The 21,336-nt window shown below is 50.9% G+C and carries 16 protein-coding genes; 10 read left to right on the top strand and 6 right to left on the bottom strand.

Translation table 11 applies throughout. The annotated features are described in order from the left end of the window. The first annotated feature begins 14 nt into the window (after positions 1–14). From MHM95_RS06620 to MHM95_RS06610, 3 genes are all read left to right on the top strand, one after another. Positions 15–3,023 (top strand): TonB-dependent receptor, encoded by a 3,009-nt coding sequence (locus MHM95_RS06620; RefSeq protein ID WP_239384770.1) that lies wholly within the window; start codon positions 15–17, stop codon positions 3,021–3,023. A 127-nt stretch (positions 3,024–3,150) separates the two neighbouring features. Further along, positions 3,151–4,257, top strand: a complete 1,107-nt coding sequence (locus tag MHM95_RS06615; protein ID WP_239384769.1) for a Xaa-Pro peptidase family protein — start codon at positions 3,151–3,153, stop codon at positions 4,255–4,257. After that, on the top strand, positions 4,244–5,191 hold the full coding sequence (locus MHM95_RS06610) for an ornithine cyclodeaminase family protein (protein WP_239384768.1): 948 nt from the start codon (positions 4,244–4,246) through the stop codon (positions 5,189–5,191). Before MHM95_RS06615 ends, MHM95_RS06610 begins: the two co-directional genes overlap by 14 nt. Before the next feature lie 205 nt (positions 5,192–5,396). Here MHM95_RS06610 and MHM95_RS06605 read toward each other — a convergent pair whose 3' ends face one another. Together MHM95_RS06605 and MHM95_RS06600 are read right to left on the bottom strand one after the other, a co-directional pair. Then, positions 5,397–6,641 (bottom strand): iron-containing alcohol dehydrogenase, encoded by a 1,245-nt coding sequence (locus MHM95_RS06605; protein WP_239384767.1) that lies wholly within the window; start codon positions 6,639–6,641, stop codon positions 5,397–5,399. Positions 6,642–6,826: 185 nt separating this feature from the next. Further along, entirely contained in the window at positions 6,827–8,527 is a 1,701-nt protein-coding gene (locus MHM95_RS06600; RefSeq protein ID WP_239384766.1) for a collagenase, read from the bottom strand. A 125-nt stretch (positions 8,528–8,652) separates the two neighbouring features. On the opposite strand from MHM95_RS06600, the gene MHM95_RS06595 reads away from it, so the two are divergent. Both MHM95_RS06595 and MHM95_RS06590 read left to right on the top strand, forming a co-directional pair. Further along, a complete protein-coding gene (locus MHM95_RS06595; protein WP_239384765.1) occupies positions 8,653–9,135 on the top strand; it encodes a glutathione peroxidase in 483 nt (160 codons plus the stop codon). Then, entirely contained in the window at positions 9,136–9,582 is a 447-nt protein-coding gene (locus MHM95_RS06590) for a MarR family transcriptional regulator (RefSeq protein WP_275441895.1), read from the top strand. It abuts the gene before it with no gap. Here the strand turns inward: MHM95_RS06590 and MHM95_RS06585 are convergent. Next, on the bottom strand, positions 9,579–10,586 hold the full coding sequence (locus MHM95_RS06585) for a mechanosensitive ion channel family protein (protein ID WP_239384929.1): 1,008 nt from the start codon (positions 10,584–10,586) through the stop codon (positions 9,579–9,581). The genes MHM95_RS06590 and MHM95_RS06585 overlap by 4 nt on opposite strands. Before the next feature lie 189 nt (positions 10,587–10,775). Here MHM95_RS06585 and MHM95_RS06580 point away from each other — a divergent pair, with 189 nt between their 5' ends. Then, complete coding sequence (locus tag MHM95_RS06580) at positions 10,776–11,744, top strand: YihY/virulence factor BrkB family protein (RefSeq protein ID WP_239384764.1); 969 nt, start codon at positions 10,776–10,778, stop codon at positions 11,742–11,744. A gap of 56 nt (positions 11,745–11,800) precedes the next feature. On the opposite strand, the gene MHM95_RS06575 is transcribed toward MHM95_RS06580, so the two are convergent. Both MHM95_RS06575 and MHM95_RS06570 read right to left on the bottom strand, forming a co-directional pair. After that, entirely contained in the window at positions 11,801–14,077 is a 2,277-nt protein-coding gene (locus MHM95_RS06575; RefSeq protein ID WP_239384763.1) for a CHRD domain-containing protein, read from the bottom strand. A 143-nt stretch (positions 14,078–14,220) separates the two neighbouring features. Continuing rightward, the gene (locus tag MHM95_RS06570; RefSeq protein ID WP_239384762.1) at positions 14,221–15,081 is read right to left on the bottom strand and encodes a DMT family transporter; all 861 of its coding nucleotides are present in this window, start codon (positions 15,079–15,081) and stop codon (positions 14,221–14,223) included. A 203-nt stretch (positions 15,082–15,284) separates the two neighbouring features. On the opposite strand from MHM95_RS06570, the gene MHM95_RS06565 reads away from it, so the two are divergent. Together MHM95_RS06565 and MHM95_RS06560 are read left to right on the top strand one after the other, a co-directional pair. Next, positions 15,285–15,719 (top strand): organic hydroperoxide resistance protein, encoded by a 435-nt coding sequence (locus MHM95_RS06565; protein ID WP_045979053.1) that lies wholly within the window; start codon positions 15,285–15,287, stop codon positions 15,717–15,719. 215 nt (positions 15,720–15,934) lie between these two features. After that, positions 15,935–18,037: a collagen-like protein gene (locus MHM95_RS06560; protein WP_239384761.1), complete on the top strand. Its 2,103-nt coding sequence runs from the start codon at positions 15,935–15,937 to the stop codon at positions 18,035–18,037. On the opposite strand, the gene MHM95_RS06555 is transcribed toward MHM95_RS06560, so the two are convergent. Further along, positions 17,973–18,221, bottom strand: coding sequence for a hypothetical protein (locus MHM95_RS06555; protein ID WP_239384760.1), 249 nt, complete (start codon positions 18,219–18,221; stop codon positions 17,973–17,975). The two genes, MHM95_RS06560 and MHM95_RS06555, sit on opposite strands and share 65 nt — an antisense overlap. On the opposite strand from MHM95_RS06555, the gene MHM95_RS06550 reads away from it, so the two are divergent. Together MHM95_RS06550 and MHM95_RS06545 are read left to right on the top strand one after the other, a co-directional pair. Continuing rightward, complete coding sequence (locus MHM95_RS06550) at positions 18,202–19,920, top strand: ATP-binding protein (protein ID WP_239384759.1); 1,719 nt, start codon at positions 18,202–18,204, stop codon at positions 19,918–19,920. The two genes, MHM95_RS06555 and MHM95_RS06550, sit on opposite strands and share 20 nt — an antisense overlap. After that, on the top strand, positions 19,917–21,272 hold the full coding sequence (locus tag MHM95_RS06545) for a sigma-54 dependent transcriptional regulator (protein ID WP_239384758.1): 1,356 nt from the start codon (positions 19,917–19,919) through the stop codon (positions 21,270–21,272). Before MHM95_RS06550 ends, MHM95_RS06545 begins: the two co-directional genes overlap by 4 nt. Positions 21,273–21,336: the final 64 nt, after the last annotated feature.

Genomic DNA, 21,336 nt, shown 5'->3' with positions numbered 1-21,336 from the left:
AACAGGATAAAACCATGGCAACAGCATCAAAGCGCCGCTCCCGCAAGGGTATGCAGGCATCGTTAAATCGTCTTTTTCAAGTTAGTACCTTGGCCCTTGCAGTAGCCAGCGCCACGCCTGCAATGGCGGTGGATGGCAGCAGTATCGTTAAAGGCACCATAGTCAGCAGCGCCGGTGAAGATATTACCCGCGCCACCATCACTTTAGTGCATATCAGCAAGGGGTTAACTTATGAAGTCCGCACCGACGCCGATGGCGAATACATTCTACGGAACGTGCCGGTGGGCACTTACAACGTCACCATAAGCAAAGAGGGCTATCAAAACGTCATTGAGCAAGGCGTGAAAGTAAGCATTGGTCAATCCATCATCTTAGATGCGCAAATGCTACAGGCCGGTGCGCAGCCCATGGAGCGCATTGCTGTTACCGGTGCTGCGATTCGTCGTGTCGATTTAGGTTCATCGACTTCTGGGTTAACTTTCTCTGATGAGGAAATCAAGGTGATGCCCGTGCAAAGTGGGTTTGAAAGTATCGCTTTACTGGCACCGGGCACCGCCGCCGCTGGTGGCAGCAGTTTTAATGGCGCTTCTAGCTTTGGCGGCGCATCCTCTGCGGAAAATGGCTATTACTTTAATGGTTTGAATGTAACCAGCATTCGCACTGGGCTCGGCTCTATTCGCCTGCCTTGGGAGGCTATTTCGCAAACCCAGGTCAAAACCGGAGGGATCAACCCTGAATTTGGCGGCGCAATGGGGGGTATTGTCAATGCAGTGTCTAAATCCGGTGACAATGACTTTAGCGCTGGCGCCGAGGTGCGCTGGGAGGGGGATAGCCTGCGCTCCCAGCATGACTCAATTTATCAAAGTAATGGCACCATCAGCACCAATACCCAGCGCAGTGCCTACGACTTCAGTGAGCTGCAAGTATGGGCCAGTGGCGCTCTGATTGAGGACACCTTATTTGCCTATGCTTTGTTTAATCCGCGCCGCGAAAGCTCAGAGGGCGCAGGGCAAACAACCTTTAGTGATTTCTCCCGCGATGAAGACCGCTGGTTCAGCAAATTGGATTGGTTTATTAACGAAGACCACGCCGTTGGTTTTTCGGCGATGAACAACAAGCGCGAATGGGAAACGGACACCTACGGCTACAACTGGCAGCAAGACCGCATTGGCGACCAGCAGGGAGTGACGGCACCCGGTGAGGACGGCGGCAACATGTATAGCCTGTCGTACAATGGCTACCTCAGTGATTATTTTTCTGTGTCGGCGGTAGCCGGGCGCGTTACCGAGAATGTTGAAAATGTAGTTGCTTCAATTAACCCGGGAGTTTGGGACGAACGCGATGGGTTTATTACGCTTTCCGAGCACACCAATGCCAATGTCTCGGCAGAGGAATATACCCGAGACCAACTGCGGCTAGATTTTAACTGGGACTTAGCCGCCCATGCGCTGCAGTTTGGCGTTGATTACACCAAGGTCGAGGTGGATTACTTCTCCGGACAAAATGGCGAAGGTGATGCCATGGGCTGGTGGACCATTGCCACCGCTGCAGACAATGATATTTCCGGTGCCGCCGCTGGTGAAGATTACATTGAGCGACGAGTACGCACCCGGGCCGTTGATTCCGATACCAGTGCGTTGGCGTTTTACATTAACGACTCATGGCAGGTCAGCGAGCAGCTGGTACTGAATTTAGGCTTGCGCTATAGCCAATTTGAAAACACCGTCAGTGACGGGCGCGCCTATGTTGATATCGACAACCAGATAGCGCCGCGCCTGCAAGCCATATATGACTTATGGGGCGATGGCAGTGCCAAGGTCTATGCCACGTATGGGCGTTATTTTCAGCCCGTGTCGGCGAATATGAACATTACCCAAGGTTCGGCATCGGTGGAATGGTTTGAATACTTTGAGCTCGACGAGCTCAATGGCTCGGGCGAGCCTATCTTACTTGCGGATGGCTCTCCTAGTCGGGGCGCGATGCTACGCGACAGACGCTGGCGTCAACGCGGGATCACTGAGCCGGGGCTGATTGCATCCAGTAATCTTAAACCTATGTATTCCGATGAGTGGACTGTTGGCTACCAACAAGAAGTGTTCAGCGACATGACCTTTGGAGCACGTGCCATTTATCGCAAGCTTGGGCGCAGTGTCGAGGACACAGACGTAGGGCCGGTGCTGGCGAAAAAGCTGGCTGAATTAGGCATTGCCGATAATGTCGGTCAAGGCTCCTATTATGTGCTTAATAACCCCGGCGAGAGTGTACAAATGAGCTATGACTTCGACGGGGATGGACAAGTTGATGAAGTGACCTTAAGTGCCCAAGAGCTGGCATTGCCAAAGGCTGAGCGCAAATACCTGGCTTTTGAGTTCACTTTGGATGGCGCCATCACCGAGCAGCTGCGCATTGACGCTTCTTACACCTGGTCGCACAGCTGGGGCAACACCGAAGGCTTGGTAAAAACCGACAACGATCAAGCCGACCCCGGTTGGACAACTTCTTATGACTACGGCGATTTAATGGACCATGGTTATGGCAACCTACCGAATGACCACCGTCACGCAATTAAGCTCTCGGGAACGTATGATATTACCGACAATTTAACCTTTGGCCTGGTTGCCCGTGGCATCTCAGGTCGCCCGAAAAGCTATTTCAGTGTGCACCCCGAGGGCGTTGATAGTTGTGCCCCAGGCAACCCCTGGGATGCGTGTATCAGCCGCTACTACGATCATGCCTCGCATTATGATGAAAACGGTGAGCCAGCACCGCGTGGCAGCAAAGGCAACTTGCCCTGGAGTACACAAATAGATATGTCGTTAAGCTACTACGGCGAGCTATTTGGTCAAGAGCTGATGCTTAAGGGCACCGTGTATAACGTGCTGAACGATGATACCGCCATCGCCATTAACGAAGAGCGCACGCAATATGGTGCCAACGGGCTCGAGCTGAACCCAGATTATGGCATGACAACCTGGCGTCCAGCGGCGCGTTACGCCTCATTGGTGGCGCGTATTCGTTTTTAATTCCCTGAACTGCGTTATTACGCAACCCCGCCGAGCACCTTAGGTGCTCGGCATTTTTCGTTAACGACTAAGGTGCGATATGTGCGCCTTAGCGGCAATCACTATAGAGGAACCAGAGCGAGGAGTTATGGCGGTAACATTTGATTTTCAGCGCCGTATGGCGCGCTTAAGAGCACAGCTTGAGAGTCATCAAGTACAGGTATTGATCATTCACAGCGGTGAAAACATTGCTTATCTCAGCGGGTTTAGTGGGCATGGGGCCACCTTGGTTGTCAGCGCCGAGCACGCGTTACTGATCACCGATTACCGTTACTACCTGCGTGCGCTAGAGGAAACCTCAGGGATGGAGGTTATCCAGCGCGATCGCGACCGCGAAAGCCTTGGGCAATGTTTGGCTCGGGTGTGCGCCAAGCACAGCGTTTTGGGCTTTGAAGCAGAGCATTTTAGTGTTGGTCAATGGCAGCATATCGCCGAGCATTTGCGCGCTAATACCTGTGTTGCCACAGTACAGGTGGTCGAGAGGTTACGCCGTGTTAAAGATAGCCAAGAGGTTGCCTGTATCCGTGGCGCTGCTGAGATTGCCGATGCGGCCTTAGCCGATACGCTCACTTTGCTTGAAAGCGGCATAACTGAGCGAGAATTGGCAATAGAGCTTGATTATCAAATGCAACGACGTGGCTCGCAAGGGGTGTCTTTTGACACTATTTTACTGTTCGCTGAGCGTACGGCCTTACCCCATGGTGAACCGGGAGCAAAGCGCTTATGCGAGGGCGATTTAATATTGATTGATTTTGGCGCTGTGCGCAGCGGCTATCGCTCAGATATGACCCGCACCTATGTGTGGGGCGAGCCCACTAGCGAGCAGCAAGCCTTGTTTGACACCGTAGCCAAGGCACAACAAGCAGCGCTGCAACAGGTCTGCGCAGGCACTTGTTGCCATGAGTTAAACCACGCTGCTCAGCAAGTGTTGGCCTCGAGCCCGTATCATCGTTATGCCGGCGAAGGGTTGGGGCACGGTGTTGGCCTAACCCTTCATGAGTTGCCCTTTATTAAAGCCAATGCCCCCTATCAACTAGAAAGTGGCAACGTCATCACCATTGAGCCCGGCATTTACATTCCCAACTACGGTGGTGTGCGTTTAGAAGAAGACATTGTCGTTACCGAGACGGGCTATCAGCGCCTGACTCAGGCCCCTCAACAATTCGCGCTAAGGAGTGAACATGAAGATTATTAATCAACAGCAAGTACAGCAAGTGATGGCCTATGCGCCATTGTTAAAAGCGCTACAACAAGGCTTTGCTGGTCAAGCCACTATGCCCAGACGCAATGTCTACCCGCTCAGCCCCGATAGCGATAACCATGATGCGTTCGCGGTGCTGCCGGCATGGAATGATCAAGTCATCGGGGTTAAAGCTTTTACTTATTTCCCAGATAATGAGCACCATGGTAAATCCAGTTTGTATTCCAAGGTGATGTTATTTTCGCGCCAGCATGGCGAGCCGCGAGCGCTGGTGGATGGCACCGAAATCACCTTGTGGCGCACCTCAGCGGTGTCGGCATTAGCGGCCAGTTATTTGGCTGTGCAGCAGGCGAAAAAGCTGGTGGTATTTGGTTCGGGCAAGCTCGCTCCGTTTATGATCCGCGCGCACCTGAGCGTGCGAGATTATCAACAAGTCAGTCTGGTTGCCCGCAACACCGCCAAAGCCGAAGCCATCCTCGCGCAACTGCGCCAAGAGTTTGCTCATTGTCAGTTTGAGCATACTTCAGCCAGTGAAGCGCTTATTGCCAGTGCCGATACCATCTGCTGTGCGACCGGCAGTCACGCGCCGCTGTTTCGTGGTCAATGGCTAACACCAGGGACTCATATCGACCTAATAGGCAATCATCATCGCGATGCTCGTGAGTGCGATAGCGAAACGATAAAACGCAGTCGCGTGTACGTGGATAGCCGCGATAACGTGCTCAATGAAGCCGGGGAGCTATTAATCCCCATCAGTGAGGGGGTATTCTCACCCGAGCAAATACAAGGGCAACTCAGTGATTTAGCCAGCATCAATGGCCCGGCGCGCCAGGGTGATAATGACATCACCTTATTTAAATCCGTGGGGACTGCGCTCAGTGACCTCATTGCGGCGAATTATGTGTACCAGCAACTCAGCGACCGCTAAAGTCAAAGTGCAGTGCTGTGAAGTACTGACAATCACCCGGGGGCGTAGCCTACGGGCTATGCCTATGGAGCTGATGAGCCTCAGGCCTTATTTGTTGACCTACCGATACGGCGGCCGAGTCAATTCATATATGCTTTATAGCCATGCGGCACCGCCGCGCTGGCTTTATATTAGCAAGCGCGGGGACGTTGTTATGCATTCACGCTCAGCGGTACTGGCCTGCCAACGACTGTTGCTCGCTTGTTTGCTTGGAGTGCTGCTGTTGTGGCAGTAGCGAATACAGTATTGTTTCGATGTCGTGCTGGTTAAAAAAACAGGGCACCGGGTAGTCAGGATGGGCTTCAGCAATCGCTCGTTTAGCTATTGTGGCGATGTCTTCTTGGCGCAGTTGCGCAATTGTATTAGGGATAGCGCAGTCATGTAGCAAGGTGGCAATCGCCGCGCGCATATCTTGAGCATCGCTATTTGCTGCCAAAGTTTGTTGTGCCAGCGCCGTGAGCTGAGCATCGATGCGCTGTCCATAGGCATTGAGCACTGGCGCTAACAGCAGGGCGTTGGCTAGGCCGTGGCCAATGCCGTACAGCGCTCCCAATTGATGGGCAATAGCATGCACATAACCCACCGAGGTGCGGGTAAAGGCTTGGCCAGCATAAAAGGCCGCCCATAACATGTGCATGCGCGCATCGATGTGGTTGGGCTGTTGGTAAACCAGGGGTAAATGAGTGAGGATCAGTTTAGTGGCAGCCACGCTTTTTGCTTTACTAAAGCGCGTTGCATTAATGCCAATATAGGACTCTATCGCGTGAGTGAGGGCGTCTATGGCGGTGGTCGCACTGAGCTGTGGGCTCAAGCCAAGAGTTAGTTCAGGCAGCAAGAGTACCCCTTTTGGTACTAAACATAAGTCATTGATGGCGAACTTTATTTGTCGCTGATGGTCGCTGACTACGGCGGCGACCGTGACTTCCGAGCCAGTACCCGCTGTGGTTGGCACTGCATAAAGTGGCACCAAGGGGCGCAACACCTTAAATAACCCCTGCATTTGCTGCAGGGATTTACTCGGTCGAGCAATGCGTGCGGCGATCAGTTTGCCGCAGTCCATCACCGAGCCACCGCCAATGGCGATAATACCTTGGCAAAGGTGTTGCTGATAGCAACTTACCCCTTGCTCAATGCAAGGTATCCCGGGATTGGCCTCAACATCGCTGTAGAGCACCGTATTAACCCCTTGCTGATGTAATGCCGCAATTATAGGCTGCTGCAAATTCAAAGCAACGATGCCCGGGTCGCTGACCACTAACAAGGTGCGCAGGTTTTGCTTTTTAACCTCACAAAGCCATTGCGACAACGCTTGCTGCCCGGCATAAACATGCGGCGTGCGGATGGGCAAAAGCGCCGCTGCGAGGCGAAGACCGAAATGATAAAGCCGATATAACCTATGTGTGAACGTCACTTCGCCTCCAAGAAGATATTGTTGTGCAGATACAGGGCGCGCACCCTTGCTTACCCATAGCAGTATAGATGTTTTCACAAAACTGACCATAAAACATTAAGTTATAGCTTTACTACGGTAAAGAAGCGAGGGGCAATCACGGTGCTCACACCTTATCTTAGCACCGTGCGTAAAGGGGCTTTACATTACAACAAGTGACGGTGATGCGCGTCATAGCCTAGGTGTGAGGGCATTAGGTAGTCACGATAAAGGTATCGGTATAGCCGGTTTTTTGTCTCATCCTGTTGCTGCTTGGGCTCAGTAGCTGCAATCGCATTGATAAAGCGCGCAAATTGCGTTTGATGCTGCTTAGCGATACGTGCGAGTGTGTGCTTATAGCCTTTATAAAAATCACCCCTAAGGTGGCGCTGCAGTGAGCGCAGCGCATCAATATCATGTTGCTGTAAATAACGCATGGCTAAGTATGACCATTGATAGATTTGCTCGCTGCTATCGTTGTAATCAGTGGCAAAAATAGCCTGTAAGCTTGGTCTTTCGTTGGCATCGGTGTCTTTTATGACTTCGATTGCACGAGGGTTGTGCTGAGCTTTGGCGATGAGTTCTGCAAGGCCCTCGCTCCACCACACTAGGTGCTCGGCAAAGTGGCCAAAACCGCCATATTTATTATAACGGCCATCAAGGTAGTGCACATATTCATGATTGAGGTTCCACACCCGATTAGTATCGGCCAGCCAAAACGCACGGAATGAGTAAAACGTTGCTTGGTTTTGCGGATCGCTGGGCGTCCCTTCTATGTACATACCGCCATTGTTAGTTTGAATATCAAACAGTAGCTGACCATAACGATTGTAGTCGCTGTAATTGTCGAATATGACCACCCGTAGGGCATGGTTGTGATCGTTGGCCACGGGCGTATAGTCGCTGGCGAATAGTTTATGAAAATCTTGTTCTTGGGTGATTAAGCGGCGGCAGCTGTATTGCAGTTGCTCACTGCTAAGGGAAGTGGCGCGGATAAACAAGCGTTCACTGCACCGGTGGTTAATAGGTAGTACATCATCAATATTGGGGCTCGCACAGCGCGCTTGGAAGCCCTCTTTACAGTAGCTCAAACCACGAAAACTGTTGACCAAATATACGGTCGAAAATAATCGCTGTTGCTCGTTTTCATCGTCAGTACTTTGTTGCACTGCTCGCCAAATCGCGGCATCAAGCGCGTGTTGTTGTGGCAGAGGTAACAATTGATGCCAATAGCCCAATACCCAAAGTGCATGCTGTTGTTGCCATTGCGAGCGGGAAAGGGCATCACTAAGCACCGTCAAGGTTGAGGGCGAGCGGACAAGAGTGTGTTGCAGCGGCGCTTCGGTGCGCGCGCTGAAAGCCAAAAAGGCCAGTGCCCGATAACTTTCCCATAGCGCATAGTCAGCGTGAATGGTTGTAGTATCAGGCTGCATGGCAATAAAGTCAGTGAGCGTGCTAATCCAAGAGGATGCCTTAGGGTGCAATGCGGGGGTATCAAGCAAGCGATAGATGCTCACCGCATAATGCTCCATAAAGCGATCATACTCGGCGCTATCCGCCTCTTTGGCCTTGTTGGCCAAGCGTTGTAAAGAGTTGGCGAGCTTAGTTCGCAGGCGCTCGCTGAGTTTATCGGGTTCGCCGAGATAGCTGTATGAGCGTAAGAAATAAAGCACCGCATTAATCTGCTGCCACTGTGGGTGTGTCTGGTTCGCTTGGCTGTGCAAAAAGATAACGGCTTGCTTTGCCTCGGCCAACCTTGGCGTACTCGACCAGCCATCGATTGCGGGGGCAAGAGCGGGTTCATCACGAGGGAGTGATGCACACCCAGTGATGAGTATTAGTAAAAGGATGAGCGTTATTATCTTCATACTGAATCAGTTTTTATTGTTTAACTAGACCATACACTTGATGTATATTGTATACAATAAATAAAACTTGAAAGCATTTAGATTGCGATCAATTATATTGCGCACAATATAGTTGCGAGGTTTTTATGTCTATTTATCAGTTTAACGCAGTCAATAACCGTGGCGAGCAAGTGTCACTTGAGCAATATCGAGGCAAAGTCTTACTGATCGCCAATACTGCAAGTAAGTGCGGCTTTACACCGCAATACCATGGGTTGAACGCGCTTTATCAAGACTTTGAAAATAAGGGGTTGGTGGTGCTCGCTTTTCCATGTAACCAGTTTGGCGCTCAAGAGCCCGGTGATGATGCGCAGATAAGTGAGTTTTGTGAACTTAATTACGGCGTGTCGTTTCCGGTAATGACTAAGGTGGATGTTAATGGTGCCGATGCCCACCCTTTGTTTTCCTATTTAAAGCAACAAGCGCCGGGCGTGCTAGGCTCTAAGGCCATAAAGTGGAACTTCACTAAGTTCTTAGTTGACCAGCAAGGGCAGGTAGTGAAACGTTACGCACCGACGACAAAACCCGAAGCTATACGCGCCGATATTGAACAACTATTAGCACCCTAAATGACAGATAACAGCACCTTATATTTGCAAAATCAACTTTGTTTTAAGCTCTACACTGCCTCTCGGCTAGTTGTGCGGGGCTATCAACCTATGTTGAATGAGCTGGGCCTGACTTATCCTCAATATCTAGTGCTTTTGGTGCTTTGGCAGCGCCATGAACAGCAACAATTGCCCATGAGTCTTAAATCACTTGGCGCAGAGCTGCACCTTGACTCAGGCACATTGACGCCGCTGTTAAAACGGATGCAAAAGCAGGAGCTGCTATCTCGAGTGCGCAGTGATGATGATGAAAGGCAATTGCAAATAGCGCTTACTGAGGCGGGTTTGGCGCTGCAAAGCAGCGCTAAGCAGTGGCGAGACACCCTAAGTCAATCTCTGCAGTGTCAGCGAGAAGAAGTTAATGCCATGGCACTGCAACTTGATGCGCTGATAGCCGAGCTCAGCTAGATGATGTTGTTGCCTTGTTCAGGCTCTCGGGATTTTTGCGCCTGTTCACGGATATCTTCGGCGTCGCTACTGATGTCATCCACCGCTTGATTATGGCTGCTGGCGCCAGTACTCGGTTTTGCCTGCTGTGGCTGTGCATGCGTAGCATCGGCTGAGGCGTCAGGTTGGTTAACAATAATGCGCTCTCGAGCATCGTCAGGCATGCTGATCTCCTGTTCGGTAAAGGTATCGACCACCTCGCGCATCAGGTGCGAGGCCACTTTGAGCACACTGAAGCGTTCGCTATCAACCCAGAAATAAACCTGCAGGTTAGCGGTGGATGCACCGAGATTATCAATTAACACTTGTGGTGGTGGGTCGCTCAATACCATGGTTTTACTGCTAATACACTGTAAAGCAAGCTGTTGAGCCTGCCTTAAGTTATTGTCGTAACCAACGCCGATAATAAAGTGACCCCGCATCTTGGGGTTGGCTGTGAAGTTTTTGATCACATTTTTGTACACGGTGGCGTTGGGGATCTGAATATGGTTGCCATCAAAGTCAACCAAAGTGGTCGCGCGAGCGGTCACCTTACGCACTACGCCTAAACGGCCGTCCACCTCGATTACGTCATCTATTTTAAAAGGTCGCTGTATGCTTAGCAGCATACTAGAGATGAAATTCTCGGCAATGTCCTTAAAGGCGAACCCGAGAATGAGTCCGATAAGGCCGGTACCACTCATTACTGCGACAGCAAATTCAGTCAGTGCGGCCAGACGAAGAAACACATAAACACCCAGCAGCATAATGAGAATACTGATAAAACGGCGCATGACCACCTGAACTAAACGGCTTTGGCTGAACCGATGCAAAGGTTTGATCAACAGGTAGGCCACAGGGCGAGCGAGCAGGCAGCATAGGATCATGACTGCGAGGCCAAGGCTGAGATTAGGTAACATTTGCCAAGCGTTGTGTAAAAACTGCCTAAACTGTTCACTCAATGCTTGCCAAGAGGGCTCAGGCATTGGCGGTGCAATGCGCTCAGCAGCCTTTAAAATCACAGTGGTGAGGTCAATACTCATGGTGTTTTTAGCCCACAAATGAACGAATAGGGGTATACGCGAGCAAATCCAGTGCCACTATGTTGGCGCTGTTATTGCTAGTTAACAAAGTACGAAGACGGTGCGGCTGTGCCGCCAAGATAACGGAGTAATATGTTGAAAAAGCGAGGTTATCAGGCTCAAAAGCCCAGTGATGTTCCACTACGGGGGTGGTGGGATATAAGCAAACGGCTGGTCCATAATTTAGGCCAAGACAACTTATCCCTCGTCGCTGCGGGGGTAGCATTTTATGGCTTGTTGGCGATTTTTCCAGCTCTTGCGGCATTATTATCACTGTATGGCTATTTCTTCTCAGCAGCAGATATGGTTGAACAACTTGATAGAGTACTGAGCTTACTTGCACCGGCGAGCCAAGACTTGGTCATGAGCCAAGTACAAGAGCTGAATGCGCAATCTCAAGCAAACCTAAGCATCAGTGCCATTGTCGGTTTCGTGTTGACCATTTGGAGTAGCTCCAAAGGCGCGCAAGCGATGATCACTGCGTGCAATATTAGTTATCACGAGAGTAAAAAGCGCAATTTATTTATTGCCCTATTAACGCGCTTTGTTTTTGCTTTTGGCGCCATCATTATTGCGGTGGTGGCCCTTGCCACCATTGGTATATTACCGGTAATACTCAATTATGTGGGCTTCGAGCGCAACATAGACTGGACTATAAAATTAATCACGTGGGCGCTGTTGGCTGCCATCTTTTTATTGTCACTGAGTATTATTTATCGCTACGCGCCGCATCGTCGAGCGGCTAAGTGGCGATGGCTCTCTTGCGGTGCGCTCATTGCCACCTGCATGTGGGTTGTCGCCTCGATTGGCTTTTCTTTTTACGTCTCACGGTTCGCCTCTTACAGTGAAACCTATGGCTCACTGGCTGGTGTGGTGATCATGTTGATGTGGCTCTATATCAGCGCCTATATTGTCATTCTGGGCGCAGCGATTAACGCCAGTATTGAGCAACAAACCTTGACAGATAGCACCATAGGCGAGCCTCGCTCAAGAGGAGAACGTGGGGCAACCGTAGCCGATGAATTAACCACTAAGCAGCGCCAGCAGGTAGATAAAGAATGAATTAGCACGGCGAGGAAATAAAAAAGGCCAGCTTTGCTGGCCTTAATATGTAAGCTTTATTGAATCTGTCCGCGTATTTCTCCGTCTGGAAAGGCAGGCGTATGGATATTCACGTAATGGCCACCACTGGCTAAAATGGCAAAAATTTCTGCGGTAATGGCCGTCTCCGCTGGTGCCATCCAACGGTTGGCGTTCTCCATGTCTTGCTCTAGGGCGACTAAGACCGGGCCATTCTCACCCAGGTTACCGGTGTGAATGTGCGCCATAGTGGCATCACTGACACCGCTGGTAAGCACTTGCAGCTCGACGCCATAGTCGTTGGTGTTAACTAGGGCATAGCCATCACCAAAAGCGTCTGTGGTCACCATGGGTACTTGCTGATCGCCACTCAAAGGAAAGGCGACAAGTACATAGTTGTCAGTAAGAATTTGTCCGCGCAGCTCACCCCCGGTATTGGCCGGTGTATGCACATTGACATAATGACCGCCTGAAGCCAGCACTGCGAAAATATCGGCATCAATTTGTGTGCCCTCTGGGGTCATCCACACCCCAGCATCATCCATGGATTGCTCGAGCGTAACAAACACCTCGCCGTTGGTACCAATACGGCCGGTATGAATGTGTGCAGCTGTGGCATCATCGACGCCTTCGGTGACAACCCGTACTTCAGTGCTGTAGTCGCTGGTATTCACCAGGGCGTAACCACTGCCTGAGGCGGAAGTGGATACCGCAGGCACTTCTTGGGCACCACTTAGCGCGAAGGTGGCCAGCGCATAATTACTGGTCAGTATTTGTCCGCGTAACTCGCCGCCGGTGTTTGCTGGCGTATGCACGTTGACATAGTGACCACCTGAGGCCAGCACCGCGAATATATCGGCATCAATTTGCGTGCCCTCTGGGGTCATCCACACCCCGGCATCCTCCATCGACTGCTCCAAGGCAACAAAGACCTCGCCATTGGTACCTACACGACCGGTGTGAATATGGGCGGCGGTGGCATCATCGACGCCTTCGGTGACAACCCGTACTTCGGTGCTGTAATCGCTGGTATTCACCAAGGCGTAACCACTACCCGTGGCGGTCGTACTAACAGCTGGCACTTCTTGCGCGCCGGAGAGGGCAAAAGTGGCCAAGGCAAAATTACTGGTCAGTATTTGTCCGCGTAATTCGCCGCCGGCATTGGCTGGGGTATGCACATTGACGTAGTGACCGCCAGAGGCCAGCACAGCAAAAATATCAGCATCGATTTGTGTGCCTTCAGGGGCCATCCACGTACCGGCATCGTCAAGAGATTGCTCAAGGGCGACCAACACTTCACCATTGGTGCCTACACGGCCGGTATGGATATGCGCCGCGCTGGCATCATCAACGCCGGTGGTGTTGACCTTCAGCTCAACGCTATAGTCGTCGGTGTTGACTAGGGCATAACCGTCACCAGATGCCATAGTGTCAACCGCTGGAACTTCTTGAGCACCGGTTAGTGGGAAAGTTGCGACAACAAAGTTATCTGTCAGAATTTGCCCGCGAATTTCACCATCGGGAAAATCAGGGGTATGAACATTAACATAATGGCCGCCAGAGAGCAGAACAGAGAGTGTATCGGCGTCGATTTGCGTGCCCTCAGGTGCAACCCAATCGGTCATGACCTCATCATCTTGTTCGAGTACCACTAACACCTCACCATTGCTACCTATGCGTCCGGTATGAATATGTGCGGCGGTGGCATCGTCCACGCCCATGGTTACAGCGCGCAGCGCTAACTCATTATTGGTGCTGTCAAAGGCAGCATAGCCATAACCAAGACCGGCGCTGTCGTTAGCGGGAACTTGCTGCTCGCCGCTTAGCTTAAAGGTGATAATGGAGGTGGTATCAGGCACAATCTGGGCGCGAAGTTCTCCGTCTGGGTAGGCGTCGGTGTGGACATTAATGTACCAGTCGCCGTCCATTAAGTCCGATACTAAGTCTTCACTTAGATCGGTGATGGCCACCTCTAACATGCCTTCACTGGCAGCGCTAAAGGTGAAGGCGACATCGCCATTTTCGCCGATATCTCCATCATGAATGTGGGCAGCACTAAAGCCTTCGACATCACTGACATCGAGAGAGGCTCGAAACTGCATCAGGTTCTCATCAAGCTCAACGGTGGCAGCAGCGCTTTGCATAGAATCGTTCATCGGTACTTCTTGCTTGGCGCTGAGCGTTAGCTCATAAGTTTGTGTGGCAGAAAATTCTGGTGCGGGAGGAGGGGGAGGCGGTGTAGTAACGTTGTCGTCATCGTCATCACTACAGGCACTCACAAATAGTAGACTACTCAGTAACAGTAGGTATCTCATAATGGCTTCCTGTAAATTGATTGCTCACAGAGGGACGTTTACTGCGTGTCCAACTAGGGCGATTACGAAAGCCATATGAGAAACGATCAAATTTGCTTAAATCGATTAACCTTTTATTTTCAAGGCTAGTGAAATATACCTGGCTATGCTTTATTAGGTTGCAATGATGAGCCAATGGACGCGGTGATCACTAAGGCTACGGCCAGCCATTGTAATGGCGTCAGCAATTCGCCCAAGATCATGAATCCGGCCAAAGCGGCAATGGCCGGTTCCATACTCATCATCACGCTAAAGCCTTGGGCTGGCATATTTCTAAGAGCAATCATTTCCAGCGTATAAGGTAAGGCGCTGGACATCACACCGACCAATAGGCCGAGCGGGATCACCTGCCAACTCAGTAAGTCCATGCCTTGAAATGCTGCGCCATAGGGGACTAATACCAGGGCTGCTACACTCATGCCTAAAGCAACAGTGCGTCCACCGGAGCTTTGCCCTCCGGTGCGCTTACCAAAGAGGATGTAGCCTGCCCAGAAACCACCGGCCGCTAATGCGAGAATAACACCGACGGGGTCGAGGCCCGTTTGCGCATCTATCTCCGGTAGCAGCAACACAATACCTGCGATGGCCAATGCCACCCACACTAAATCACGTTTACGTTTTGAGCTCAGCAATGCAACGCACAAAGGCCCAGTGAATTCCAGCGCCACACCGATCCCTAAGGGGATACGCTCGATAGCATAATAAAAGGTGATGTTCATACCGCCTAAGCACAAGCCATAGGTGATAATACTGCGCCACTCGGTGCCCTGGGGAAGCGCTTTCCAGGGACGAAAAACCAGACACAGTACCAAGGCTGAGAAGCCTAAGCGCAAGGCTGTGGTCCCCTCAGGGCCTACTAGGGGAAATAGCTGTTTGGCAATTGAAGCGCCCGATTGAATCGTGACCATGGCCAATAAAACACAAAAAACAGCGCTGAGTAGCACACGGTATTGGGGAGAAAACATAGCAATCATCCGTGTTTGATGAGGTGGCGCTAGTGTAGCTAAGGGAGCTGGTGGGGTAAACATGGCCAATGGTTGCTGGTCGCATTTTTATTGTCATTGGTCTTGAAAACCATCGCTCGCGTCGCAACACCCATTTTAGGCCCAAGGAAAACTTGGTAATTCGCTTATCACACTTAGCATCAACTGCTAAAGAGGAGCACAGTATGAAGACACTTAATGAGGTTGCTTACACCGCGAAAGTACATACCGAAGGTGGCCGCGAAGGCCATGCTCAATCAGACGATGGTCGTTTGGACGTGACCCTGTCCACGCCTAAAGGGTTAGGCGGCGATGATGGCCAGGGGACCAATCCGGAGCAGTTATTTGCAGCAGGGTATTCAGCGTGTTTTATCGGCGCTATGCGCCACGTTGCCAACGAGGGAAATACCTCTTTACCTGAGGGCACCGCCATTGACGCGCAGGTCTCAATAGGGCCGATTGAAGGCGGTTTTGGCATCAAGGCCAAATTGGAGATCCATCTGCCAGATATGGCTACAGATGAAGCGCAACAATTGATTGAAAAAGCCCACCAAGTCTGCCCTTACTCAAATGCGACCCGAGATAATATTGAGGTACAACTGGTACTCAAAGACGCTTAAGGCGTTTTAGTTACTGAAAAAGGGGTATCATTACCCCTTTTTAAATCAGATGGTTATAATTTTTTCACTGATAATTTGAATAATTTTGCATCCAATTGCGAGGTTAAGCCGTTACGCCCCTGATGTAACTAAAGATAGCGACGTCAGGGCTAGGACGTGAAGCAGTATAGCGAAGACACGTTATAACACGGTTTAACAACTTGCGAGGAATGGATATGCGTAATCAACATACTTCTGCTGCATCGCAGCAGCTCACACCTTCTACCCACTCCAATGCGATAAAGCTGAGTATCATCGCCTTGGCCTGCGCCGGACTCATTGCTGGCTGTAGCGGTGATGATGGCAGTGATGGTGCGCCAGGAGCCGATGGCGCGCCAGGTAGTGATGGTAACGACGGAGAAGACGGCCGTCCGGCCTTGTCAGCAGGCACCTTCTTACGTGCAAATAATGGCAGCGATAATGCCGGCACCGTTGATGTCACTAATGAATACGGTGAACTGTTATACACGCTAGAAACTACCAACAATCAAGGGCTGGTATACGGCCATCAAGATCAGCTTATTCAAGCCGGGGATGCCGATACTGGCAGTATTAAAACACTGTGCGCAACATCGCTATGGGCGCAAAACAATGGCTTCTCTAGCACTTGGGATCGCGCAATATCTGGCCCCAATAGCACCTTGGTAAACCCCAAGGGGATGACGCTCGCCAGCGCACACGGGATTTTATTGGTTGCTGACTTTGGCGCTATGCAAATCAGCGCCTTTGGTGCGATGGCAAGTGGTGATAACGCACCAATTGCCGTAACCGCCACCGATGCCGCTCCTTGGGATCTCGCCTATGACGATATTAATGACCGCCTCTACGCTGCACTCACCAATGGCACTGTCGCGGTGTACGACAATTACATTGCTTCAGGCATGACAGCCACCCCAGCTCGTACGATTGTTCCAAGCGACAGTAACGGCGACGCCATTGGCGTAAATTTACATGGCATCGCCTTCGATGGCAGCCAAAACCGTTTAGTGTTATCTGATGTTGGCAGTGCGCAGAGTCCCGATGATGGCGCGCTGTTTGTCATTGAAGGTGCGGCAATGGCTGATGGCAATACCCCTGTAAGCCGTATGATAGCGGGCCCAAGCACCCGCCTAGGTAATCCGGTTGATATTCTCCTAGAGGGCGCTACCTTGCGAGTGGCCGAGAAGTCGAACGATGCGATTTTGGTGTACACCAATATTTTCAATGGTGCCAGCGGTGATATCGCTCCTGATTTTGTGACCATGACCAGCAAACCCGAGTCTCTTGCTCGCAAACAACACACCACGCATCTTGATGCTTCAGATATTGATAGGCCAGCCACAGTGCGTGGCGTTGCGGTGTCATCTAATCCGGGAACTGCTGGGCCGACAACCGGAATGATAGCGCAACTAAATGCGCCGCTGTCGGCTATGAGCATGGGCTTTGATACGCAAGCGACCATTGAAAGCGTGACCTTTGATATTGAGAGTAACGGTTACGCCACTTTCGATAGCAGTGATGGCAGCTCTGGCGGTGTTATCATCGCAAACCGTATTGCCAACACCCGTGATAACGGCATGTTCACCTTGAGTCAGGATCGTATGGTAAGTGGCACCAACACCACGTTAACCTCACCGAAAGGGATCGATATCGCATCCAAGCAAGGGCTCATGTTTGTTGCCGAATTCTCGACTAGTAATCGCGGTATCAAAGTTTTTTCGCGCTGTGCGTCGGGCAATGTGGCGCCGCTGATGACCTTGCTGCCAGCCAACGATGCACGCCCTTGGGATGTTGATTATGATGCCCAAAGCGACCGCGCTTTTGTGGCCTTAACCAATGGCACCATCGCCGTGTTCGATGAAGTCAGCGCTAAGATGTATGGTGGAATGAGCACCCTGGCCGGCGAAGACCGACTCATTGTCCCGGCAATGTCAGGTATGGCTGTGGCGGCGCCCACCAATATTCATGGCATTGACTACGACCCGCTGAGCGATGCCTTAATCGTGACAGATGTGGGCAGCGCCGCCGATGCTACCGACGGTAAAATTTATGTGCTCAATAGCGCGGCCATGGCCTCTGGGCTAACCAACATTGATATTGCTATTAGCGGGCCTAATTCGATGTTAGGAAACCCAGTAGACATTATGTTCAGTGGGCGCGATTTATACCTCGCAGAAAAGTCCAATGGCTTGGTGATGCGCTGGGATAATATCCTTAACCGTGTCAGTGGGGATGTCAGTGCAGATGCCAGCTATGCTTTCGTGGCGCCAGAGTCCATTGCTCTAGTGCTACAAAAATAGCCTTTTCAGCGTCATCGCTGTGTCTCCTGTTGGCCGCATTAGCGGCCTTTTTATTGCTCGAATGCGCGCTAAACTCGCCCATCGCTTGTTGTTGCACCGCTACCATCGTGGTCGTCACACTGGTACACTGAGGGCGAATATCACCATCAATAAGTGAATAATACGTGTCAAATAAGCTGGTCATTAAGCTTCTTGTTTATAGCGTAGTGCTGGTGGTCGCTATGGTGTTGACCGTGCAGGTGACCGTGCAGCAGCAGGCGCAACGTGCGCACCAGCAAGCAAGGGTGCAAGGGGCGCACCTCAGTGACTATATCGATAGGCAGTTTAGCCGCTATCAACGTATTGTCGATTCCTTGAGTCGCAGTAAAGCAGTGCACCAAGCCTTGGATATAAAGCGCGCAGCCAGTCAAGATACCGACCGCTATCTGCACGATATGCAACTGGCCAGTGGCGCCTCTGATGTGTATTTACTCAACACATCAGGCACTGTGGTTGCGACCAGTAATTGGCATTTACCCTACAGCTACAAAGGCAATAACTTTGCTTTTCGCGGCTACTTTCGAGATGCTATGCGCCACCATAGCGCCATTGATTTTGCCCTAGGGCAGCGCTCTCGCAAGCGCGGTTTTTACTTTTCTCAAGCTGTCATAGTCGCAGGTGAGGTGGCCGGCGTCATCGTTGTTAAAGTGAATGCCAGCCAGTTTGAGGCCGATAAAGCGGCACTCGATAGCGTGCAAGATACGCTATTTGCATTGGTTGATGAGAATCACGTGGTGTTGATGTCGAACGCTGAACCGTGGCGATTAACCTCGTTGTCGCCAATGACGACGCCGCAGCACCAGCAACTAAAGCAGTCGCAGCAATTCCTTGAGCGCACCATCGCACTGGCGCCTTGGCAGTGGCAAGGTCAAGCGCAGGTTTACATTGCAAAGCGCAAGCGCACCTTTGTGATTGATGACACCGCTTTGGCGCGTGCACCTTATCAACTATTGACCCTCGTGCCTCGCAATTACCTTAATGAAACCTTGGTGGCGCGCCTTGGTGTCACCCTCATGTGTTTATTGGTCTTGATTGCCTTGGTTGAGTATTTATTGGTGAAGGTAGCGGGGTATCGGCAACTGCTTTACAGCGAGCGCTCCCTTGCCGAGCAGGTGAAGCAGCGAAGTCAGGAGTTGGAGCAAGCCCAAGATGCCCTAGTACGCACCGCTAAACTCGCCACCATCGGTCAACTTAGTGCCAGCGTTAACCATGAAATTAATCAGCCGCTCAGTGCCATGAGTGCGTATATTGCCGCCAGTAAACGGCTTATTGCTCGTGGTCAATATGATAAAGCGCTCAGCAACTTACAGCTAATCGAGCAATTAGTTAATCGCGTTCATGCCATTGCGGCGCAACTAAAATCTTTTAGTCAAAAGCGTGAGCATAAAATGCAAGCAACGTCATTGGCGCAAACCATAGATAACGCTTTGTTGGTTGCAGGGCCGCAACTCAAAGAATACGGTGTTGAGGTATGCTACCACCCGCCCAATGTGACGGTGTGGGTTGACCCGTATCAATTTGAGCAGGTGCTGGTGAACCTTTTTGCTAATGCCTGCCAAGCCATGGAAAAACAGGCGGTGAAGCGGTTGCGTATTGAAGCTGATAGTGACGACGAGAATGTGTATTTATCCATTATCGACACCGGCTCGGGGATAGAGCATCATGCGCTAAGCAGCATTTTTGAGCCATTTTACACCACTAAATCCGAGCATGGCCTAGGGCTGGGGTTATCCATTTCTAAGCAAATTATCGAGTCCTTTCAAGGCACGCTTAGCGCTCATAATCACCCTGATGGCGGCGCTGAATTTTTAATTAGTTTGCATCAACAAGAGCCACAAATATGAGCAATGCACAGACTATCTACGTTATTGACGATGAACCGAGTATCCGTGACTCCTTAAAGCAATTGTTAGAGCTTGAGGGCTATCAGGTCGTGTGTTTTGACGATGCCAATAAAGCCTTGCATAAGCTTAACCGTAGCTTTGCCGGTGTGGTGCTTAGCGATATTAATATGCCTAAACTGGATGGTTTGGCGTTTTTGCAGCAGGTTCAGCAGTTTGACTCTGAGTTGCCGGTGGTGTTTTTAACTGGCTATGCCGATGTGAGTACCGCAGTAAAGGCGATGCAGCAAGGGGCCTATGATTTATTTGAAAAACCGGTCAATGAACAGCTATTAGATTGTCTGGCACGGGCTTTGGATAAACGCAAACTAGTGCTAGAGAATCGCCAATTAAAACGGCAAATAGAGCATCATTGTGCTCCTGGGGTGCGTATTTTGGGGGAAACCCCACAAATACAGCAGATGATGCAGTTACTTGATGCGATTAGAGACACCCCCGCAGATGTATTAATCGAAGGTGAAACCGGCACCGGGAAGGAGCTCGTCGCGCGTTATTTACACGAACATGGCGATCGCAACCAAGGCCACTTTGTGGCAATCAACTGTGGTGCAATTCCAGAAGAGTTGATTGAAAGTGAGCTCTTCGGTGCAGCCAGTGGTGCGTATACTGGGGCTAATCAGGCACGCGAAGGCAAGTTCGCTTACGCCAATGGCGGTACGGTTTTTCTCGATGAAATCGAAGCGATGTCAGCAAGCTTACAAGTTAAATTACTGCGTGTGCTCGAAGAGCGCCAAGTCACCCCCGTCGGCTCGAACCAGAGCATTGATCTTGATATGCGAGTGATTGCGGCAACCAAGGTCGATTTGCAAACCCTAGTGGATATTGGACAGTTTCGCGCCGACTTGTTCTTTCGCCTCAATCTTTTAAAAGTGCCGATCCCGGCACTACGGCAAAGAAAAGCCGATATCCCCCTTTTGTATCAGCACTTCTTATCTATCGCCGCCACGCGTTTTCATAAACCCAGTATGGCGTTAACAGAGCCCCTGCGTGCGCAACTGATGCAATATGATTGGCCGGGCAATGTACGTGAGCTGCGCAACCATGCTGAGCGTACGGTATTGCTTGGCGAGCAATTAGCCACTCACTCAATACAAGCGCTTGAATCGCAGCAAGAAGTACTGAGTTTGGCGCAAAAAGTCGCTTACTATGAGCAGTCACTCATTGAAGATGCATTAGCCCAAAGCCAAGGCAGTATCAAACAGACCATGGCACTGTTGCAAATCCCACGTAAAACGCTGTATGACAAAATGGCCAAGTACCAGCTCACCCGAGCAAGTTATACCGAACCTAATTAATGGGTGGAATTGGTGATAAATAAGTAAAAGAATGTGCGGGAATCCACACATGTCACGCCTTATA

The organism is Pseudoalteromonas sp. CnMc7-15 (assembly GCF_022347925.1).
Taxonomy (GTDB): Bacteria; Pseudomonadota; Gammaproteobacteria; order Enterobacterales; family Alteromonadaceae; genus Pseudoalteromonas; species Pseudoalteromonas ruthenica.
Note: the sequence above shows the minus strand (reverse complement) of the source record. Positions and strands in the feature narration are given on the sequence as shown.